This is a genomic window from Geoglobus sp., from assembly GCF_054018175.1.
In genome coordinates, this window is record NZ_JBPLZQ010000044.1 from 1 (window position 1) to 13562 (window position 13562).

Annotated in this window: 18 protein-coding genes and 1 pseudogene; 12 read left to right on the plus strand and 7 right to left on the minus strand. The window is 54.0% G+C overall.

Annotated elements, in window-relative coordinates; all coding sequences use genetic code 11:
* Positions 1–201, plus strand: a pseudogene (locus tag ACXJJC_RS03325) (DMT family transporter); the annotation flags it as partial.
* Here the strand turns inward: ACXJJC_RS03325 and ACXJJC_RS03330 are convergent.
* Together ACXJJC_RS03330 and ACXJJC_RS03335 are read right to left on the minus strand one after the other, a co-directional pair.
* Positions 198–389, minus strand: a complete 192-nt coding sequence (locus ACXJJC_RS03330) for a hypothetical protein (RefSeq protein WP_456369427.1) — start codon at positions 387–389, stop codon at positions 198–200. The pseudogene ACXJJC_RS03325 and the gene ACXJJC_RS03330 overlap by 4 nt on opposite strands.
* Before the next feature lie 24 nt (positions 390–413).
* Positions 414–893: a hypothetical protein gene (locus ACXJJC_RS03335; RefSeq protein ID WP_456369410.1), complete on the minus strand. Its 480-nt coding sequence runs from the start codon at positions 891–893 to the stop codon at positions 414–416.
* 102 nt (positions 894–995) lie between these two features.
* On the opposite strand from ACXJJC_RS03335, the gene cobA reads away from it, so the two are divergent.
* Complete coding sequence (gene cobA / locus ACXJJC_RS03340) at positions 996–1703, plus strand: uroporphyrinogen-III C-methyltransferase (protein ID WP_456369411.1); 708 nt, start codon at positions 996–998, stop codon at positions 1701–1703.
* Here the strand turns inward: cobA and ACXJJC_RS03345 are convergent.
* The 3 genes from ACXJJC_RS03345 to ACXJJC_RS03355 are packed head-to-tail and all read right to left on the minus strand — an operon-like array spanning position 1678 to position 3631.
* Positions 1678–2067, minus strand: a complete 390-nt coding sequence (locus tag ACXJJC_RS03345; RefSeq protein ID WP_456369412.1) for a sirohydrochlorin chelatase — start codon at positions 2065–2067, stop codon at positions 1678–1680. The genes cobA and ACXJJC_RS03345 overlap by 26 nt on opposite strands.
* Entirely contained in the window at positions 2064–2624 is a 561-nt protein-coding gene (gene cbiE, locus ACXJJC_RS03350) for a precorrin-6y C5,15-methyltransferase (decarboxylating) subunit CbiE (RefSeq protein WP_456369413.1), read from the minus strand. Before cbiE ends, ACXJJC_RS03345 begins: the two co-directional genes overlap by 4 nt.
* Positions 2625–2656: 32 nt before the next feature.
* Entirely contained in the window at positions 2657–3631 is a 975-nt protein-coding gene (locus ACXJJC_RS03355) for a 4Fe-4S binding protein (RefSeq protein WP_456369414.1), read from the minus strand.
* 119 nt (positions 3632–3750) lie between these two features.
* On the opposite strand from ACXJJC_RS03355, the gene ACXJJC_RS03360 reads away from it, so the two are divergent.
* Genes ACXJJC_RS03360 through ACXJJC_RS03390 form a run of 7 tightly spaced genes read left to right on the plus strand, consistent with a single transcriptional unit; the run spans position 3751 to position 8472 of the window.
* The gene (locus ACXJJC_RS03360) at positions 3751–4257 is read left to right on the plus strand and encodes an rRNA adenine N-6-methyltransferase family protein (protein WP_456369415.1); all 507 of its coding nucleotides are present in this window, start codon (positions 3751–3753) and stop codon (positions 4255–4257) included.
* Complete coding sequence (locus ACXJJC_RS03365) at positions 4241–4831, plus strand: precorrin-2 C(20)-methyltransferase (protein WP_456369416.1); 591 nt, start codon at positions 4241–4243, stop codon at positions 4829–4831. The genes ACXJJC_RS03360 and ACXJJC_RS03365 overlap by 17 nt, the downstream gene beginning before the upstream one ends.
* Entirely contained in the window at positions 4822–5529 is a 708-nt protein-coding gene (locus ACXJJC_RS03370) for a cobalt-precorrin-4/precorrin-4 C(11)-methyltransferase (protein WP_456369417.1), read from the plus strand. The genes ACXJJC_RS03365 and ACXJJC_RS03370 overlap by 10 nt, the downstream gene beginning before the upstream one ends.
* A 5-nt stretch (positions 5530–5534) precedes the next feature.
* The gene (locus tag ACXJJC_RS03375; RefSeq protein WP_456369418.1) at positions 5535–6215 is read left to right on the plus strand and encodes a cobalamin biosynthesis protein; all 681 of its coding nucleotides are present in this window, start codon (positions 5535–5537) and stop codon (positions 6213–6215) included.
* The gene (gene cobJ, locus ACXJJC_RS03380) at positions 6199–6957 is read left to right on the plus strand and encodes a precorrin-3B C(17)-methyltransferase (RefSeq protein WP_456369419.1); all 759 of its coding nucleotides are present in this window, start codon (positions 6199–6201) and stop codon (positions 6955–6957) included. Before ACXJJC_RS03375 ends, cobJ begins: the two co-directional genes overlap by 17 nt.
* Positions 6954–7568, plus strand: a complete 615-nt coding sequence (locus ACXJJC_RS03385) for a precorrin-8X methylmutase (RefSeq protein WP_456369420.1) — start codon at positions 6954–6956, stop codon at positions 7566–7568. The genes cobJ and ACXJJC_RS03385 overlap by 4 nt, the downstream gene beginning before the upstream one ends.
* Complete coding sequence (locus ACXJJC_RS03390; protein WP_456369421.1) at positions 7546–8472, plus strand: cobalt-precorrin-5B (C(1))-methyltransferase; 927 nt, start codon at positions 7546–7548, stop codon at positions 8470–8472. Before ACXJJC_RS03385 ends, ACXJJC_RS03390 begins: the two co-directional genes overlap by 23 nt.
* On the opposite strand, the gene ACXJJC_RS03395 is transcribed toward ACXJJC_RS03390, so the two are convergent.
* On the minus strand, positions 8473–9204 hold the full coding sequence (locus tag ACXJJC_RS03395; RefSeq protein WP_456369422.1) for a histone deacetylase family protein: 732 nt from the start codon (positions 9202–9204) through the stop codon (positions 8473–8475).
* A gap of 81 nt (positions 9205–9285) precedes the next feature.
* Here ACXJJC_RS03395 and ACXJJC_RS03400 point away from each other — a divergent pair, with 81 nt between their 5' ends.
* The 3 genes from ACXJJC_RS03400 (at position 9286) to ACXJJC_RS03410 (ending at position 12848) form a co-directional block, all read left to right on the plus strand.
* Positions 9286–9534 (plus strand): hypothetical protein, encoded by a 249-nt coding sequence (locus ACXJJC_RS03400; RefSeq protein ID WP_456369423.1) that lies wholly within the window; start codon positions 9286–9288, stop codon positions 9532–9534.
* A gap of 90 nt (positions 9535–9624) precedes the next feature.
* Positions 9625–11952: a formate C-acetyltransferase/glycerol dehydratase family glycyl radical enzyme gene (locus tag ACXJJC_RS03405; RefSeq protein ID WP_456369424.1), complete on the plus strand. Its 2328-nt coding sequence runs from the start codon at positions 9625–9627 to the stop codon at positions 11950–11952.
* A gap of 2 nt (positions 11953–11954) precedes the next feature.
* Complete coding sequence (locus ACXJJC_RS03410) at positions 11955–12848, plus strand: glycyl-radical enzyme activating protein (RefSeq protein ID WP_456369425.1); 894 nt, start codon at positions 11955–11957, stop codon at positions 12846–12848.
* A 21-nt stretch (positions 12849–12869) separates the two neighbouring features.
* Here the strand turns inward: ACXJJC_RS03410 and ACXJJC_RS03415 are convergent, their stop codons facing one another.
* Positions 12870–13442 carry a hypothetical protein gene (locus tag ACXJJC_RS03415; protein WP_456369426.1) on the minus strand — a complete coding sequence of 191 codons (573 nt, stop codon included), beginning with the start codon at positions 13440–13442 and terminating at the stop codon, positions 12870–12872.
* Positions 13443–13562 lie beyond the last annotated feature (120 nt).

Consider the following 13562-nt stretch of genomic DNA (forward strand, 5'->3'; position numbering starts at 1 on the left):
ATGTCGGCGGGCCACACGATACTGAACTACCTGATAAGGAGGATGAGGGTTGTAACGGTAACGGGAAGCGTCCTGGGTGAGGTTGTGGGCTCCACGATTCTCGCCGCACTGATCCTCGGTCAGACGCTGACGTTTGAGGCCTACATGTACCTGCTGGTGATCCTGCTTGGAATATTCATCGCTGTAACAAAAGCGGATTAGAGCATCCCCCTGCCCTTAGTTTTCAGCTGCTCCTGATTTCTCAGCCACTCTCTCTTCCACCTGTCGTAGCACTGCCTGCTGCAGAATGCCCTCGGCTTGTTGTTGCAGCAGGTCTTCACGAACACGGGCTCGTTCACTATCTTCCCGCAGACGTCGCACCTCAGGGCCCTTGCACCAGAAATTTCCATCGGCACGTTCGTGAATAAACGACGTTAATTAATATACTTTTCCATCTCGCCATCGAGGAACAGCCTCTCGATCACGCTTCTGTGATAGCTCTCGTCTCTGCTTTCAAACTCCACCCACACAACAGCGTTTTTGAAGCTGAAGAAGTAGTGCACCCTCCCGTTGCCGTACACCCTGTATGTTTCCAGATCTCCAATTTTGACCTTCTCCGGGTTAGAAAAGAACTTTCCGACGTTTTCAGCCATTTTCTCGGTTAAATCGCGAGCAACACTGGTGCTGTTGGCGTATGCGAGCCAGACCTTTATCGATCCGCCGTTGAACTCCACGATTGCTGCGCTCTCGACCTCAAACTTCCCGATGTGGATTGACTTCACCATCCGCACGGCCTCATCTCCCTTGATGACCCTGTTGACGCTCAGCTCTGAATCGCGAGGCATCAGAGATGTAGCTGCTATGACGATGATTCCAGCTATTACGAGCGCGATTCCTGCTTTTCTCGGGTCCATAACCACACTCGATCACGGGGCACTTAACACTTTCTGTAAAACAAGAAAAGCTGACTGGTTTTAAGTAAATTTTTATATCCTCTGCCTTCTCCCTCAACTCGGATGGTTGGGAAGGTTTACATTATCGGCGCTGGCCCGGGAGACCCGGAGCTCATAACGGTCAAGGGAATGAAAGCCCTCGAAAGCTCTGACGTGATCCTGCACGACGCCCTTGTGAGCGGAACCCTGATTGAGTTGCTCGAAGAGCTTGGAAAGGAAATCGTAAACGTGGGGAAGAGGGGAAAGCACGGGGCAAGGCAGGACGAAATAAACGAGCTCATGCTCTCGCATGCAAGGGCCGGAAAGGTGGTGGCGAGGCTTAAGGGAGGTGACCCGCTGATTTTCGGGAGGTGTGGTGAGGAGATTGAATTTTTGAGAGAGCACGGCATACCTTTCGAGATCATTCCGGGCGTGAGCTCGGTTAACGGAGTCCCCGCTGCCATCTCCCTACCGCTTACGGACAAGTACCTGTCGTCCTCCCTCACCGTGATATCCGGGCGGGAGGACCTGAGCATTGGGACTATTCTGGGTGGCACCTTCGTGGTCATGATGGGCAGGGACAGGATGAGCGCTGTGGCTGAGAGGCTCGTTGAAATTGGAGTTGATCCGGAAACTCCTGCAGTTGCCGTGGAGAACGGAACGGCAGGGAACCAGAGGTACGTTTCGGGAACGCTGTCAGACATAGGAGAAAAAATTGTCGAGTGCGGAATGAAGGGGCCGGTTCTAGTGATTGTCGGCGATGTGGTCAGGAAGTACCTCCGTGAACTCTGAAAACCGAGTTCAGTATCGCGTAAGTCAGAAAGATATCCTCTCCAATGGGTTCGCAGATTACGATTTTTTTGCCGTCAAGCTCTGCACTCTTAACTCCCTCTCCCCTCTCCATTCCGAAAAAGTCGGGCAGGTCCTCCGTGACATGGAGACCGTAGGTTATGAACAGCGGCACCAGGTATATCACGTCGCACTGCATTTTTTTCACCGCCTCTGCCGGTGAAGGCTTCCTGTTTCTGGCGACGAACGCCACCTCGACCTCGTCGAAGATCCCAAAGCTCCGTATCCTCTCCGCATGCATCTCCATAACTCTGCTGTAGTGCGGAAGCTGGCTTCCGTGCCCCACGATAACCAGACCTCTCCTCATGATTTCACCTCTACAAAAACAATTGTGTAATCGTCTTTCACGGTAAACTCACCCTCCACCTCGTAAATCGACTCCCCGCTGCTGCACAACCTTTCGAGAACGATCATTCTTCTGCCGGGGAACCTCAGCTCCACGCCTTCCCTGGCCAGCACCAGAAGGTTCCTCCCGCAGTGCTCCGGAATGTTCGGAGTGACGTCTGAGCTGTGGGCATTGACAATGACGACGTCGCAGATATCAACTCCAAGCCTTGAGAGAGCGATCTGAACACTCGATATTCCCGGGATGATTTTTGCCCCATTGAAAAATCTTCCCAGCCCTGCCACCATTGGGTCTCCCGTTGACAGCACGGCAACGTCAATCTCCCTCGACTCTCTCTCAATTTTCCGGTATACCTCGTCGCTGAAGTTCGACATCACGATGCAATCTCCGGTGATGTATTCTCTGGCAATGTCGATGGCCCTCCTGCTTCCGTAAACCTTTTTCGCGCTGGATATTGCCCTCTTCCCCTCTTCTGTCAGGTGCCCTTCATGGACTCCAACTCCAACTATCCAGAGCACAGATCAAATTTTCTGGACACAATATAAACTTTTCAGTGGGAGATCAGGTGCCTGACTGGCATCAGCCTTCTGTAGTCATCGTAGGTCAGGGCGGTGTCCCAGTGTCCTGTTATTTTCGCAATTGCAAAGAATCCGAAGATTATACCGGCAATTGCAAGTGCGTAGACCTCTTTTCTAATCCTTCTGCCTGCTACTGACGGGTACAGGTATCCGTATGGGCAGGCGTTCACGCAGTTGAAGCACATTATGCACTCCGGGCTCCTAACCTCATCGACCCTGCTCGGTTTCAGGCCTGACGGACAGGCAGCATCGCACCTCAAACACCCCGTGCAGTCACTCTTCTTCACTGATGCTGGAGATATGTACGATAGCACTGCCAGAAGGGCTCCGTATGGGCAGAGGAACCTGCACCACACGTTTCTGACGAACAGCGTTGTGATAACGATCAGGCCCGTAACGAGCACCGTTAGCGTTCCTGGCCTGAGCCAGAAGTCGAGAAGCTTCACATCCGCAATTGCCCAGTACGGTGAGAACAGAAATGCCGCCGTGGAAGCAGCATCCATCGGGAGGATCAGGTACAGGAAAAACGCGAGGAGGAGGTATTTTATAACTGCAAACGCCCTGTGCCCCAGCATCACGCGACCCGTAAGCCTTTCGCCGGTCTCGCTGACGACTTCGGATACGAACCCCACCGGGCAAACCCACCCGCAGAACCCCCTCTTTAAGAGTACGGCTGTCAGCAGGATTGACGTGAATATGACGAGCGCCGCGGGATGGATCGGGTCTATGAACCCGTTCTGAATCAGATTTTTAAGTGAAACGAGTGCACCAATGGGAAGAAAAGCCTCGATAGACGTTGGTCTTTCAACATACGGCGTGCCGTGATCGAAGTGGCTGACAAATAGGTACAGCCTGATCCAGGCGTAAACCGTGATCGCAAAGAAGAACAGCTGGGAAATTCTTCTTAAATGATTATTCAGGAAGTTTTTTACGCTTTCGGGCTCCATGGTGGTACTTTTTTGTGAGATAAAACATATGAATTCTCCCTAAGTTTTTAGGGTGGTTTTTCATCTGGGGAAGAACAGCAAAATATTAATACTTAGTGTCAAGCTAACTTGATTATCCGATGGAGAGGGGCAAGTTCACGAAGGACGAGGTCATAGGAGTTGTGTTTTCGAAGCTCAGGCCTGAAAGGGACTGGGTTGTGGCAGACGTAGGCAGCGGAAGCGGAAGGGTCGCGGATTTTCTCTCCAGGTACGTAAGGCTCGTTTACGCTGTCGAGCTCGATCCGGAGCTTTCAGAAATCCTCAGGCGGAGGTTTGCAGGCTCAAACGTGGAGGTTGTGAACTCTCACGGATACGACTTTTTAAAAGAGAACGAGGTCGACGGCGTCTTCTTTGGGGGGACTAAGGGAATAGAGCGGATGCTGGATGTATGCAGGGCGAAGAGGGTCGTCGTGAACTGCGCGAGGATGGACGTGGCAGTTGAGGTCGTGAGGAAGATGAAGGAGCTCGGAATTTTCAGAGAGGTGGTTATGGTAAACGCTTCTATCGGATACGAGCTTGCAGGCGGAATAGCTTTCAGGGCGATCAATCCGGTGTTCGTGGTGGTTGGGGATGCTTTACGGAGTTAGCCTTGGCCCTGGAGACCCCAAGCTCCTCACGGTGAGGGCCGTTGAGGTTATAAGGAGTGCAGATGAGGTCATAGTTCCGGGAAAGCTCGCCGAGGGCATCGTCAGGGAGTACAGGCGGGAGATAAGGGTCGTGGAGTTTCCGATGGGAAATGCTGACAGTGTCGTTGTCGAGCTATCCCGTGAACTCGCCGAGAGGTGTGTTGGTGAGGACATAGCCTTCTGCGCCCTCGGGGACGTGATGTTCTTCTCGACATTTCAGGACGTTTTTCGCGAGGTGAGGAAGAGGAACCCTTCTGTTCCAGTCGAACTCGTTCCTGGTGTTCCGAGCTTCACAGCCGTTTTCTCGAGGATTGGCGTTTTTGTTGATGCTCCGCTCAGAGTGGTGACCCAGGACGAGTGGGACGAGAGGTTCGTTGTAGTTTTGAAGGCAAAAAATAGCAGAGAAATTTCCGAAAAGCTTGAAAAGCTAGGTTTTGAGGTGGTCGAGGTCGAGAGGATGTACATGGACGGAGAGTACGTTGGAAGGCCAAAGGAGGAGTCGTCGTACTTCACGCTTCTGGTGGGATGGAAATGAAGGTACACTTCGTGGGTTTCGGTCCGGGGGATCCAGAGCTCCTGACTATCAGGGCTTACAGGCTTTTGAGGGAGGCGGACCTGATAATTTATCCCGGCTCTCTCATTGACGAGGAGTTCCTTGCGGAGTTTGAGGGTGAAAAGGTCAGCAGCTACGGGATGAGGCTCGAGGAGATAGTGGACCTGATTGAAAGAGCTGTCAACAGTGGGAAGAAGGTTGTGAGGGTTCAGAGTGGCGATCCAAGCATTTACGGTGCGATAAACGAACAGATACGCGAGCTCAGGAAGAGGGGAATTGAGGTGGAGGTGGTCCCGGGGGTCAGCAGCATCTTCGCTTCTGCTGCAGCCTTGAGGAGTGAGCTGACATCTCCAGACGTCCCGAGCGTCGTGATAACGAGGCCTGCTGGGAAAACGCTCGATAAGGACGAGATAGAGGAGTTTGCGAGAACAAACTCCACGCTCGTCATCCTGCTCGGCATTGACAAAATCGAGGACATAGCGAGGAGGGTGGCGAAAATCAGGGGTGAGAAAGAGCCTGTGGCTGTTGTCTACAAGGTGAGCAGGGATGACGAGGTGGTTGTAGAGGGAACGCTCGGCGACATTGCTGAGAAGGTGAAAAGAGCCGGGATAAGGAGGACTGCGACGATAATCATTGGCAGAGCGATAAGGCAGGCGAGGAGGTCGGTACTATACGCGTAGCAGTCGTGGGGTTCGAAAAGGACGTTGAGAAGCTCGAGAAGATAGCCAGTTTCCTCGAAGGGGAGGTCGTACTCTACCGGAAGGACGTGTGGAGAGACCTCATTGACTATGACGCCATCGTCGCACTTATGCCCTCGGGAATAGTCGTCAGGGGAATCTGCGGGCTGCTGAGAAGCAAGTGGGAGGATCCGGCAGTAATTGTGGTGGACAAGGGGCTGAGGTACGCGGTGCCGGTACTCGGGGGTCATCACGGGGGTAACGAAATAGCGAAGCGACTCGAAATGCTCGGGATGAAGGCCGTGATCACCACCGCCATGGAGTACGAGGACGGCTTCTCTGTTGGGGTTGGCTACAGGAAAGGAGTGCCGGCTGACGAGATAATCTCTGCAATTGAAAGGGCGTTCTCGGAGATCGGAGAAAGCGTGAGGAGTATCAGAGTAATCTCCACATGGGTGGGGAAGAGAGGGGATGGAGTAATGGAAAGGGTAGCGGATCACTTCAAGAGACCACTGATGTACCTCGGCGGGGAGGAGATAAACAGCGTGGAGGTGCAGTCTGACTCGAGAGCCAAGGATCTCGGTCTGAACAGCGTAAGCGAGGCCTGTGCACTGTACTTCTCCAGGGAAAGGAGACTTGTCCTCCCGAAGAGGGTTTACGGAGGTGTTACTGTTGCCATCGCGAGGTAAGCTGTACGTGGTGGGCATAGGTCCGGGGTGCGAGGAGATGCTAACGGTCAAAGCGAGGGAGGTTCTGAGGTCCTCGGACTACGTGATCGGGCATCGAACATACCTGAACTTTGTCAGACACCTGGTTGGGGGCAGTGCTGTCGAGAGCGGGATGGGCAGAGAGGTCGAGAGAGTAAAAATGGCTGTCGAGCTCGCGGAAAAGGGTTATGCTGTGAGCCTGGTCAGCGGAGGGGACCCGAGCATTTACGGGCTCGCATCTCTCGTGGCGGAGTTCGTTTACAGGAACGGACTTGATCTGGATTACGAGATAGTCCCCGGAATCTCAGCCCTGAACTCTGCCTCTCCTCTCTTTGGTTCAGCGATAAGCGGAGATCATGCCGTGGTCAGCCTGAGCGACCTGCTCACCCCCTGGCACATCATCGAGCGGAGGCTCCGGAAGGCACTTGAAGGGGACTTCGTGATCGCGATCTACAACCCGTCCAGCAGGAGGAGGGAGGGCAATCTGAGGAGGGCGATGGAGATCGTGATGGAGTACAGGGGTGACTGCTTCATCGGTGTTGCCAAGAACGTGTGCAGGAAGGGAGAGCAGGTCTTCGTCATGAGGGCGAGCGAGGTGGCAGAGAGCGGAGTCGTTGACATGCACACCCTTCTGATAATTCCGAGTACCGAGTCCATTGTTGACGGGGACAGGATCATCACCCCGAGGGGGTACTCGAGAAAGTATGAGCTTGAGGTGGAATGATGCAGGACATGGGCAACTTCACCTTGGATGCTGACGAAATCGTGAAGAGGAGCTACGGGATAGTGGAAAAGTACGTTGAAGGAAGAACCCCGGAGGAGAGAATCGTTCATAGGTGCATAATCGCTACGGGCGATCCCGAGGTCCGGAACCTGATAGCCTTCAGGAACGGGGCTGTGAGAGAGGGTGTTAGGGCAATCAGAGATGGAGCCGACGTGGTAGCTGACGTGAAGATGGTCGCTGCAGGGCTGAATCGCAGGAGGTTTCGCGGAAACGTCTTTGTGGCCGTCGAGCACGCAGAGAGCGAGAAAATGACGAGGGCGATGAGCGGGATGTACGGGCTTGCAGACAGGATTGATGGTGGGATAGCCATCGTTGGCAACGCCCCATCAGCGGCCCTCGCCCTCGCAGACTTAATCGAACGCGGGGTGAAGCCGAGAGTGGTGATTGCAACTCCGGTCGGCTTTGTGAATGCCGCGGAATCCAAGGAGATGATAAGGAGCCTCGACGTTCCGTCCATAACATCCATCGGCACGAGGGGAGGGTCCACGTGGGCTGTCGCGATATTCAACGGTCTCGTGCATCTGGCCTATGAGGATCAGCGATCCGATTGAGCTCTACACCTATCCGGAGGAGTGGGTGAGGAGGCAGGTTGAGAGGCACGGTGCGGAATTCGTCAGAGACAGAATCTCGAGCGGACTCTACATCCTGGTGGAGAACGGGTGGCTCAGGAGGGGGATAACCACGGGAACTGTAGCCACGGCAGCTGCAGTTGGGGCGATATCCTCGCTCTTTGAGGAAACGAGGCGCGTGAGCGTCAGGACTCCTGCAGGCATAGATGTTGAGGTTGCAGTTGAGTCAGGGGATGGGAAAGCGAGGGCCGAGAAGTTCTCCGGAGATCACGAATTTGACGTAACCGATGGCATTGAAATCCACGCCAGCGTTTCTGACAGGCTCGAGTTCGGCGAAGGCGTTGGAGTGGTGAGGGGCAAACCTGCTGTCAGCAGAGCTGTGATGGAGCAGATACTTGAAAATGTTGAACTCGCACGAAGTCGCTGGGGGTACCGCGGGTCGGTCAGAATCTGGGTCCCACACGGCGAGAGGGTGGCGGAGAGAACAGACAACGCGAGGATGGGGGTCACAGGTGGGATATCTCTGCTCGGAACGACAGGCTTCGTGGAACCCTGGTGCAGGAAGCTGGTCGAGACGAAGGTGGAGATTGCAAAGCAGTACGACAGAATCGCCATAACCACCGGCAGGAAGGGCTGGAAGTGGGCGCTGGAGAACCTGAAGGGCTACCAGCCCTTCGTCTTTGGGGTCCACCTTGACGAAATTCTGAAGGCCCATGACGGTGAGATCGTCGTTGTCGGCCTGCCGTCTCTGCTCATCAAGTGGGCGGTGCCGGAGCTGAGGGGCAGGGTGCTCAGGGGACGGGGGGCGGACAGTTACAGGAAAAGGGTTCTGGAGAAGGCGAGGGAGCTAAACGAGGGCGTTACTGACGTTATTCTGCTGAGGTAGTCACTCAAATCCTTTCGGGAAAGCCCTCACGTTCTTTCCGAGAACTGCGTGGTTGTATCCGCCTTCGAGCACTGCAAATCTCCTTCCCCCGCAATTCTCCTCCGCGTATTCCCTGATTATCCTGCCAATCTCCACGTAATCCTCTCTCGAAAGGAGACCTCCCCAGTCGTCCTTTGCTCGATCGAATCCGGCGGAGACGGCTATTACGTCGTACTCCGTCCTCTCCAGAAACTCAGCTATTCCACTGACGTCGCTCCCGCTCATGTGGAAGTACTTCACCCTGCCGCTGTCCCTGAAGGCATTCGCGGTTCCATCTCCAAAGTGTAGGTCGAAGTCCACGATCACAGCCCTTTCAATTTTGCCCTCGGCGAGGAGCTTCTGGACTGCTATGGCAACGTTGTTGAAGTAGCAGAATCCCCACGAGCCGTCTGGACTCGCGTGGTGTCCGGGCGGCCTTATGGCTGCAAAAGCGGGCTCATCGAACGATATCCGCGAAGCAAGTATCGCTCCGCCCGCAGCAAGATTGGCTAATCTGTAAACCTCTCTCATGCTCCTGACCCACTCGAGGTGCCTTGCAGTGTGGACGAGCAGGATGTCATTCTCATCTGCCGGTTCAGGCTTAACGAATTCGTAATCCTCGATCTCCTGGACGATTGCCTCCATTCTGCCTGCCTCTGCGGCCGGGTCGGATGTGTAGACCCTGATGAACTCCGGGTGGAAAACGATCTTCATGCTGGTAAATGGGCTCGTCAAGGCTTAAGCTTTCCCGTCAAAAATCGAAAACGTTATGCCCGTTCTCTCGCCAGCTTCACCATGGCGTGGCTGTCTGAGCTCCTGGGCTCGGAAGAGGTCTCGTCAGTGGAGCTCCTCAAGTGGTTCAGGGACAGGGCCAATGGTATCAAGTGCCCTCACTGCGGTGCCGACTTCAGCAGGGCAGTGTGGTACATTGACTACAGGGATGGCGAGGACATAAAAGTGAAGGATCGCGGAATGGTTGGAGTTTTTGTTGTTTGTTGCAGCTGCGGAAAGGAAATCCCTCTGAAGGACCTTGTCGGCGAGTAGCTCTGCTGTGAGCACGCCTGTCCTGTTTTTCACTATTAATTCTTAACTTTTTGCGAAACCTCTAAATATGTACTTCACGAGACTCGTTTTATGGACCGGATTTCTGCACTTGTTTCGAATGTTCAGAAGCCTGCCAGGCTGAGCATTGAAAGGGCGGCACTCTACACAGAATCCATGAAGGAGAGCGAAGGAGAGCCGATGCCCGTAAGGCAGGCGAAGGCTTTGAAGCATATACTTGAGAACATCCCGATTCAGATTCTGCCCGGAGAAATCATTGTCGGAACGATGCTTCCAGACCCTCCGGGAGCGATTCTGTTTCCGGAAGGGGTTGGTCTGAGGATAATAAACGACCTCGAAAGTCTTCCCGAGAGGGAGAGCAACAGGCTGATGGTTAATGAGGAGGATGCCAGAATTCTTGTGGAGGAGATAGCTCCTTACTGGGAGAGCAGGAACATTGAGGCCTTCGCGTCAAAGCTCATGCCGGACATAATGGAGGTCATGCTTTCAGGCTCGCTTTTCGTTCTCACGGAGCTTGCCGGGATATCTCATGTTGCCGTGAACTACCCGTACCTGCTCAATAGGGGTTTCAGGTGGTTCGTGGAGGAGAGCGAGAGGAGGATTGCCGAGATCAGGGAAAGCGGGTGTGAGGATGCAGAAAAGCTCGTTTTTTACGAGGCCGCAAAAATTGCAGCTGAAGGGATGATCCGCTTTGCCGAAAGGTATGCCGGGCTTGCGAGGAATATGGCTGAAGAGGAGGGTGACGAGGCAAGGAGGGAAGAGCTTATCAGAATTGCAGAGATCTGCGAGAGAGTCCCTGCCGAACCGCCAGAAAGCTTCCACGAAGCAGTGCAGTTCGTGTGGTTCGTTCAGTGCGCACTGCATCAGGAGAACTACGAGCAGGGAATATCAATGGGCAGGATAGACCAGTACCTGCTACCCTATTATCTGAAGGACCTCAGGGAGGGCAGAATTAACAGGAAAAAAGCTTTCGAAATCCTCGCGAACCTGTGGGTGAAACCCAACGAGATCGTTCCTCCGTTCGACTCTCTCTTGGAGCTTTACTTCTCAGGGCAGGCCACGAATCAGGCTCTTACCATTGGAGGGGTTGACGGCAGCGGCAGTGATGCGACCAACGAGCTCTCGTACCTCATGCTTGAGGTCACGAAAGCGATCCCGCTCAGGCAGCCCAACGTCCACGTCAGAGTCAGCTCGAAAACGCCCGACAGCTTTCTGGAGATGCTTGCCGGGATCATCGCCGAGGGGAAGAATAACGTGGGGATATTCAATGACGAGGCTGTCTTCAGAGCGCTCAGGTTTGCCGGGGTTGAGGAGGGCGATGCGTGGAACTACTCCACGATCGGGTGTGTGGAAATCTCGCCGTTCGGGAATGCCTTCACGTCAAGCGATGCCGCGCTGATAAACATTGCCAAGGCTCTGGAGTATGCTCTCAACGGCGGACAGGACATGGTCTTCGGCTATGAGTTTGGCGTGAAGTCTGAAAAAAGACCGCAAACTCTCGATGACGTGATCTCCGCGTTCAGGGAGCAGCTCGCCCACATAGTGAGGCTCGTCGTTACAGGCTCAAACATTCTTGAATACGCAAACGCGTGCGTGAAGCCAACCCCTCTGCTGTCACTCTGCGTGGAGGACTGCTTTGACAGGGGGCTGGATGTGACCGAAGGAGGGGCGAAGTACAACTTCACCGGAATTCAGGCTGTCGGCATTGCGGATGTTGGAGATTCGCTTGCGGCAATGGAGCATGCGCTGAAGAAAGGCCACACGCTCGGGGAGATCACAGAGGCGTGCAGGAGCGACTTTGATGGGCATGAGGAGCTGCAGTCAATCCTGCTCAGCGCTCCGAAGTATGGAAACGATGGCGAGGCTGACAGGTACGCAAGGATGGTTCTGGAGATGTACTGCGATGAGGTTGCAAGATACAGAAACTTCAGGGGCGGGAGGTTCACGGCCGGCTGCTACCCGATGACCACAAACGTGGCCTTCGGTTTCATGACCTCCGCACTGCCATCGGGCAGGAAGCATGGAATGAGCCTGAACAGCGGAGTCTCCCCGTCAACGGGAATGGACAGGGAAGGCGTGACGGCGGCGATAAAGTCAGTAAGCAAGATCAACTATGACAATCTATCGAACGGAGCTTCCTTCACGGTAAACCTCGACTCCGGAATTCTCGGAGGTAAGGGCGCGGAAGTCATCAAAGCTCTAATCCGGAGCTTCGTCGAGCTGAGAGGGATGCACATTCAGTTCAACGTTCTTAACGAGAACGTACTGAGGAAGGCTCAGGAGGAGCCGGAGAAGTACAGGTGGCTGCTCGTCAGGGTTGCGGGGTGGAGCGCCTACTTCGTGGAGCTCTCAAGAAACGTCCAGGACGAGCTGATCGCAAGGATTTCCTGCAGGCTGTGAGCATGAAGGGAAGGATATTCAGAATCCAGAGGTTCTCGATCCATGACGGCCCGGGGATAAGGACGACCATCTTTCTCAAGGGCTGTCCCCTCAGATGTGTGTGGTGCCACAACCCGGAGTCGCAGAGGTTTGAAGCTGAGATTGCCTACAGGGCTGAGAAGTGCACCTCATGTCACAGATGTGTGGCCGCATGCCCCGCAAACGCATTAAAGCCAGGGTCTTCAGGGATTGAGGTGGACAGGGATGTCTGCAATGGATGCGGAGAGTGCGTGAAGGTCTGCATGAGTGAGGCTCTGTTCATCTACGGGCAGGACATTGAGCCATCCGGGATTCTGGATGAGATCAGGAAGGACGCTGTTTTTTACAGAAACTCCGGTGGAGGGGTCACCTTTTCAGGAGGTGAACCGTATTCTCAGCCCGACTTCCTTCTGGAGACGCTCAGGCTGTGCAGGGATGAGGGAATAAACACTGCCGTAGACACATCCGGACACACGCCATGGAAAAACATCGAAAGAACTCTGGATCTCGTAAACCTTTTTCTTTACGACCTCAAGGATTACGACAGCGCGAGACACAGGCTGCTGACCGGGACAGGGAACGAGCTGATTCTGGACAACCTGAGAAAGCTTCTTCCCGCATCAGATGTTGTGGTCAGGATTCCATTCATCCCCTCGTGCAACTTTCAGAGCCATGATGATTTTCGCGCTTTCCTCGACCTGCTGCTGAGGCTTGATGCCGGGAGGGTGGATGTGCTGCCCTACCACTCACTTTCGAGGGACAAGTACAGGTGGCTCGGCAGGGAGTTTTTCGAAGTGAAAGAGTGGCCCGATTACAGGGAGTTCGTGGAGATGCTGGGTGAAGCGGGGATTGACGTGAGTGTGGGAGGTTACTTCTGATGGAAGCACATCTGCCAGCCCTCACTTCTCAATCCCGTGTTTTTCATCGATCCGGTTTTTCAGAGAGTACCCATCAAACGTGTCGGAATGCCTGTAAATCATTTTTTCCAGCAGTTCGAGCGTAAAGAACTCCGTGACGGTGTTTTTTTCAAAAACAGTCCTGGGTCTGACGTCCACCGTCTCCGGAAGATGGAATCCCGCAGGCAGCTCATCAATTATCTCATGCAAACCCCATCTAAGCTCATGCCAGAGTGCGCCAAACTCGTCCATCTCCCGCAGGAAAATCGATGCCTGGATGTACGATTCCGGAGTTCCATCTCCGTCGAGGACCATCGACGGCGGAAGTGCTTTCTCGGGCTTTGGTGTGCCGACTTCGTCAAGCTTAGCGCACTCCCCAACTTCTGGAAAATGCCCCTCAGGGACAGCCCAGACCACGCCCTTTCCCTGCAACCCCTTCCTGAACACATAGGCAATAAGCTCGAAACCCTCTCTGACCTTCAGCCTCCCGAATAACCTCAGGACCTCCATCGGGCTTACAGGAGATTTCTGCCAGCCATTTTTTGCTGGAACTCTCCACAGGTCTTCAGCATCCATGTGGAGCTTTTGAAGCTTTTTTGCTGGAAAATAGAAGATTTTTTTAGTTTTTTTCAAATTACCATCTCCGGAGTGTACTGTATTACCAGTCTGCTCTGGAAATATATATCCTTTCGCCAT

Excerpts from the sequence above, each read along its gene's own strand:
- ACXJJC_RS03330 (WP_456369427.1), bottom strand. The coding sequence starts at position 389 with ATGGAAATTTCTGGTGCAAGGGCCCTGAGGTGCGACGTCTGCGGGAAG.
- ACXJJC_RS03335 (WP_456369410.1), bottom strand. The coding sequence starts at position 893 with ATGGACCCGAGAAAAGCAGGAATCGCGCTCGTAATAGCTGGAATCATC.
- cobA (WP_456369411.1), top strand. The coding sequence starts at position 996 with ATGGTTGGGAAGGTTTACATTATCGGCGCTGGCCCGGGAGACCCGGAG.
- ACXJJC_RS03345 (WP_456369412.1), bottom strand. The coding sequence starts at position 2,067 with ATGAGGAGAGGTCTGGTTATCGTGGGGCACGGAAGCCAGCTTCCGCAC.
- ACXJJC_RS03355 (WP_456369414.1), bottom strand. The coding sequence starts at position 3,631 with ATGGAGCCCGAAAGCGTAAAAAACTTCCTGAATAATCATTTAAGAAGA.
- ACXJJC_RS03360 (WP_456369415.1), top strand. The coding sequence starts at position 3,751 with ATGGAGAGGGGCAAGTTCACGAAGGACGAGGTCATAGGAGTTGTGTTT.
- ACXJJC_RS03365 (WP_456369416.1), top strand. The coding sequence starts at position 4,241 with ATGCTTTACGGAGTTAGCCTTGGCCCTGGAGACCCCAAGCTCCTCACG.
- ACXJJC_RS03370 (WP_456369417.1), top strand. The coding sequence starts at position 4,822 with ATGGAAATGAAGGTACACTTCGTGGGTTTCGGTCCGGGGGATCCAGAG.
- ACXJJC_RS03385 (WP_456369420.1), top strand. The coding sequence starts at position 6,954 with ATGATGCAGGACATGGGCAACTTCACCTTGGATGCTGACGAAATCGTG.
- ACXJJC_RS03390 (WP_456369421.1), top strand. The coding sequence starts at position 7,546 with ATGAGGATCAGCGATCCGATTGAGCTCTACACCTATCCGGAGGAGTGG.
- ACXJJC_RS03395 (WP_456369422.1), bottom strand. The coding sequence starts at position 9,204 with ATGAAGATCGTTTTCCACCCGGAGTTCATCAGGGTCTACACATCCGAC.
- ACXJJC_RS03400 (WP_456369423.1), top strand. The coding sequence starts at position 9,286 with ATGGCGTGGCTGTCTGAGCTCCTGGGCTCGGAAGAGGTCTCGTCAGTG.
- ACXJJC_RS03405 (WP_456369424.1), top strand. The coding sequence starts at position 9,625 with ATGGACCGGATTTCTGCACTTGTTTCGAATGTTCAGAAGCCTGCCAGG.
- ACXJJC_RS03410 (WP_456369425.1), top strand. The coding sequence starts at position 11,955 with ATGAAGGGAAGGATATTCAGAATCCAGAGGTTCTCGATCCATGACGGC.
- ACXJJC_RS03415 (WP_456369426.1), bottom strand. The coding sequence starts at position 13,442 with ATGGATGCTGAAGACCTGTGGAGAGTTCCAGCAAAAAATGGCTGGCAG.